The following is a 4,904-nucleotide window of genomic DNA, read 5'->3' as shown; positions in this document are numbered from 1 at the left end:
AAAGACGGACGCATCGCCGGACACACCGTTCCCGCAGCAGACGGTCTCATCAAAAACGTAGCCGCAAACGCTGTTTTAAATGCTGACTGCAGACTCTATTACAAGTAACGGGGATCTGCTATAATGGCAAGAGAACTGCATAAAAGATCCAGTATCATCATCTGCGGACACTGAACTGACAACATGGCGCTGTTTGTTCGTGTCCGTTTTTTATGTCAAAAAAGATGCCGGAGGATAAAAAGGAAGGGATGACGCCGAATGAAGCTGAATGAGGATTTTTATAACTCTGAAGGAAAGACAGTCTCTTTGCCAAACATCAGCAGCAAGCTTTTGCATATCACGGACAGCGGGCATATCAGCGTTGACTTCATCAGCATAAGCAGGCTGCGGAAGGCTTCAAAAATCGCGATCTTAGGTGACAGCGTCGCCCGGGGGCTGCGTGCGGAATACGGCTTTGGTGACATTCTGAAAGACCGGACAAACGCTGAAATAACCAATCTGTCTGTCAGCGGCGTTAATATGAGCAACAACGGAAGCGATAACATTTATCAGCAGGCGCTTAAAACAAAGGGACATGATGTCATCATTGTCCAGGGAACAGATGATGATTGGTGCAACCACATTCCCATCGGCACAGATGAAAAGGATATCACCACATTTTACGGAGGCTTCTGCCAAGTGATCCAGCAGCTGCGGAGCGGAAATAAAGGCGCGAGCATCATTGTGGTGACCCCAACGAGACAAGCAAAAATGTCAAAAGGAAAAATCGTCCGCCGTGATACTGATAAAAATAAACTGGGCCTGAAGCTGGCTGACTATGTGAAAGCCCAAAAAGAAGCCTGCACACTCCTCTCTGTACCATATGCCGATCTATTTGATACTGATCTCATCGACCCATATAATCCCGCTTTCCGCAGCATGTGCATGTCAGAAGGTCTTCATCCGAACGAGAAAGGGCATCAAATCATATTTCAGGAAATCTGCCGGAATTATTATTACTATTATGGGTAACACAGCGCTAACAGATTATTTTCGGCTTTGCTTTTCTAAAAGCTCAATTATTCTTTGAGATGCGTGTTTTTGCGCTCTCAAAAGCGAGACGATATTACCGGTAAAACCGATTAAAATGATAAGCAGCAAAATGATCATCCACATAGCGAACCTCCTGTCGAGTGTTGAAAAACCCACTCTTTATTTTACTTATTATGGATGGGGAGAGAATAGGTCTAACTATTGGGATTTCTTTATAAATCCATAAAAAAATGAACAGACTGAACGGGTCTGTTCATTTTTATTCGCTTATTTCAGCAGGTTCAATGATTCGCGATTAAAGGCTTCCAAATCGTCAGGTGTTCTGCTTGTTACGATGTTATGGCTCACGACGACTTCTTCATCTTTATAATGTGCGCCGGCATTGATTAAGTCTTTGCGGATGCTGCGGAATCCCGTGATATCTTTTCCTTTAAGAAGGTCGGTATCAATCAGCAGCTGCGGGCCGTGGCAGATCGCGAAAACGGGTTTCTGATTTTCCACGAATGCTTTAGTGAATTCACCCGGGCGGTCATCTCCGCGCAGAAGATCCGGTGAAAAGCCTCCGGGAATCAATAACGCATCGAATTCCTTGGCGTCTGCGTCTGAGATCGCTTGATCGATCTTTACTTTCTCACCGTGCTTGCCCGTCACTTCTTTCCCAGCTTCCAAATCTATTGTCACCACACTGTGGCCCGCTTCTTTAAATGCTTCCGCCGGGCTTGTATATTCAATATCCTCAAATTGATCTGTCATCAGAACTGCGATTTTTTTGCTCATACATCATGCCTCCTGTGAATTTGTATATGACAAGAATATCAGGCAGATTCCCGCCTCACAACGTATTTGCTTATGAAAAAAGACCCCTCTGAAAAAGAGGAGCCAAAAGGTACGGAGGTCTGCTTAAACTTACGTGTTTAACCTGAGATAAGGCAAGAAATCGAACCAATTACTTTTTGCGTCTTTTTTTCTGCTTTTTACACCCGCATTTCCCCGGATCGCCCGGATCAATGACTTCGTGAATTGTTTCTTCCTTATAAACGTGGCGGGGAACATAACGGATATGCTCTCTGTTAATGTGTTTGATGGGATGGACGTAAACCACTTCTTTGTCAGTATACTTGTCAGTCACAATATACTTAGGGTCACAGTAATACACTTTCGATTTTTTACCCATTCATCTCACCTCCCGTACTTTATTAAATGCTGACAAGGAGGATTTTGCATCGGACAAGTACACCATGGCAAGTCCACAATTTTTCAGCTGCAATTTCGTTTTTCTGATTTTTCCTGAATCCGCCTCAAATTGGAACGGCTAACCCTTTTTGAGCGGGGAAATCTATAAAAAAGAATTCAAAAACGATTCTTTTCTCAGGTCAATCGAGATGCATACATCTTTAGGGGGATTTCAGAATGCTCGATGAAAAAACGATTGAAATCATTAAAAGCACAGTGCCGGTCTTAGAAGAGCATGGTGAAGAAATCACAGGCCGATTTTATGACCTGCTGTTTCAGCATCACCCTGAGCTGCTGAATATCTTTAATCAGACGAATTAAAAGAAAAAAACACAGCGTACGGCCTTGTCGAATGCTGTGATTGCAGCCGCAGCCAATATTGACCGGCTGGAAAACATCGTTCCCGTCGTCAAACAAATCAGCCATAAACACCGGAGTATCGGTGTTAAACCCGAGCATTACCCAATCGTTGGAAAGTACTTGTTAATCGCGATAAAGGATGTGCTAAAAGACGGGGCTGCTCCTGAGGTCATTCAGGCATGGGAAAAAGCATACGGCGTCATTGCAGACGCTTTTATCGGAATTGAGAAGGACATGTATGAACAAGCGGAAACGCAAAAAGGCGGCTGGAAAGACTATAAGGCGTTTAAAATTGATAAAAAGGTAAAAGAAAGCAAGGAGATAACGTCGTTTTATTTAAAACCGGAAGACGGACAAGTTCTCCCCGAGTTCAAAGCGGGACAGTATATCAGTGTAAAAGTATACATTCCGGACACGGGTTATACGCATATCCGCCAGTACAGTTTGTCGGATGTATCCGGTAAGGATTATTACAGGATTTCCGTGAAAAAAGACGGAATTGTTTCTTCATATCTGCATGACCAATTACACGAAAAGGATTCAATTGAGATCAGCGCTCCGGCCGGGGATTTCGTATTAGACCCTGATTCCAAAAAGAATCTGGTTCTCATCAGTGCCGGTGTCGGAATTACCCCGATGATCAGCATGTTAAAGACGGTTGCCAAAACCCAGCCGCAGCGAAACGTTCTCTTTATCCATGCGGCAAGGAGCGGAGAGTATCATGCGTTGCGGCATGAAGCTGAAGAAGCCGCGGAACACTCATCCGTTGACACCCTCTTTATTTACAGTGAGCCGTCCGAACAAGACCGTTCAGAAAACATTCGTTTTCGGGAAGGCCGGATTGACAAACAGCTGTTAGAAGAAGTGATGACAGATAAAGATGCTGATTTTTACCTGTGCGGGTCACCGTCGTTCATTAAAGAAATGAAAAAGCTGATTTCTGAATTCAATACACCGCCGGAATCCATTCACTATGAATTATTTGAACCGCAGCTGAGTATGGTGTGATTGAAGAAGGAAGGACGATGATTTTAATGTATGAAGCATCCGGACTGGGTGCTTTTTTTATTCTCTTGCAAGGAAGGGTTGCTGAGGAATCACTCTGTAGAGGAAAACCACTTTTTGTCTCAACTCGCTTAATTATCGAATGAAATAAGTGCCGCATGTTAAAAACACATGGCCCGCGAGTTTATTGCTCACTTATCCTGCTGCTCGGATTTTTGGTGTGTGAGAAAAAAACGGTACGGCTGCATAATCCGGAAGAGACGCTGACCTTTTACTTGTAAAAGAAGTTTAAAGACAGGATGAACGCTTATTTGCTAGTGTACGAGCGGCAAAAGCAAAAAGAGGAATCAGTATTTTAAAATTAAAAATAACAACTGATAGAAATGAAAGTTTCAGGATACAATGGGATTTATATATTCGGGTTTTGTGATAGCAGTATAGGGAGGGGAATAATAGAGTGAGTAACTTTTTTGAGGAATCGGTACAGGGAGGGGTTGTATCTATGCTTACTGATATTAAACAAAAGGTTTGGGGATGCTCTTTTATCTGAGAATCGATTTGAGATGAAGCGGGGATGCCGAGGGGATCAGAGGGCGAACGTCAGGCAGAATTACGCCAAGTGGACCGCCGAGAAAAATGGCTCTGGAAATGTGAATCTATTGTTGATTTTCTTGATTGAGCTACTGAAGAAATAGTTGACGAGAAACACCGGACTGTCTTTGTAGTAGACGGGGTGAAATATCGTGAAATCGCTCTGCATTCTGGCGTTTCCCGCGAAACGGTCAGACGCATCAAAGAGAAGATTTTTTGCCAAATATGTAATTTTTATTGTTGAAACAGATAAAATCCGCAGTGTAGACTGGAAGGCAAAATATTTCTGCGTCCCCATCGATTCAAATAGGGATTACAATAATGTGAAGAGTTATTTATAAACAGAAATTGATAAATAATATAAGATCAGCTGACAAACTTAATGAGGATCAAACTAGTGCTCACTTATTTATAAATTAAACATATTATAATGATATATTAATCATTAAGGGAGATGAGCAGCTGATGGGTTATGATCAGCATAGAAGATGCCCTAAATGTAAACAAAAACTACCGAAACCAAACTGCTGTAAGTGCTGTCCCATCTGTTATACAAAAGTTATTGTAGGACAACGAGGATTACGAGGGGTGCGAGGGATTCCAGGGGTTACAGGACCAGCCGGACCAGCCGGACCAGCCGGAGCGACCGGGGCCACAGGAGCTATCGGTCCAGCCGGAGCCAC

5 protein-coding genes and 1 pseudogene are annotated in these 4,904 nt (G+C 43.3%); 2 read left to right on the top strand and 4 right to left on the bottom strand.

Annotation, left to right across the window (positions count from 1 at the left end):
- Positions 1-258: 258 nt before the first annotated feature.
- Positions 259-1,011: an SGNH/GDSL hydrolase family protein gene (locus D5S11_RS15575; protein ID WP_007408762.1), complete on the top strand. Its 753-nt coding sequence runs from the start codon at positions 259-261 to the stop codon at positions 1,009-1,011.
- Positions 1,012-1,026: 15 nt separating this feature from the next.
- On the opposite strand, the gene D5S11_RS20365 is transcribed toward D5S11_RS15575, so the two are convergent.
- The 4 genes from D5S11_RS20365 to D5S11_RS20495 form a co-directional block, all read right to left on the bottom strand.
- Positions 1,027-1,155, bottom strand: coding sequence for a hypothetical protein (locus tag D5S11_RS20365; protein ID WP_007408761.1), 129 nt, complete (start codon positions 1,153-1,155; stop codon positions 1,027-1,029).
- 144 nt (positions 1,156-1,299) lie between these two features.
- A complete protein-coding gene (locus D5S11_RS15570; protein WP_007408760.1) occupies positions 1,300-1,809 on the bottom strand; it encodes a cysteine protease YraA in 510 nt (169 codons plus the stop codon).
- Positions 1,810-1,978: 169 nt separating this feature from the next.
- Positions 1,979-2,206: a hypothetical protein gene (locus D5S11_RS15565; protein ID WP_007408759.1), complete on the bottom strand. Its 228-nt coding sequence runs from the start codon at positions 2,204-2,206 to the stop codon at positions 1,979-1,981.
- Positions 2,207-2,211: 5 nt separating this feature from the next.
- Positions 2,212-2,283: an SWIM zinc finger family protein gene (locus tag D5S11_RS20495; protein ID WP_141137932.1), complete on the bottom strand. Its 72-nt coding sequence runs from the start codon at positions 2,281-2,283 to the stop codon at positions 2,212-2,214.
- A gap of 159 nt (positions 2,284-2,442) precedes the next feature.
- Here D5S11_RS20495 and hmpA point away from each other — a divergent pair.
- Positions 2,443-3,633, top strand: a pseudogene (hmpA, locus tag D5S11_RS15555) (NO-inducible flavohemoprotein).
- Positions 3,634-4,904 lie beyond the last annotated feature (1,271 nt).

The organism is Bacillus sp. L75 (genome assembly GCF_003676355.1).
GTDB classification, from domain to species: domain Bacteria; phylum Bacillota; class Bacilli; order Bacillales; family Bacillaceae; genus Bacillus; species Bacillus velezensis.
Note: the sequence above shows the minus strand (reverse complement) of the source record. Positions and strands in the feature narration are given on the sequence as shown.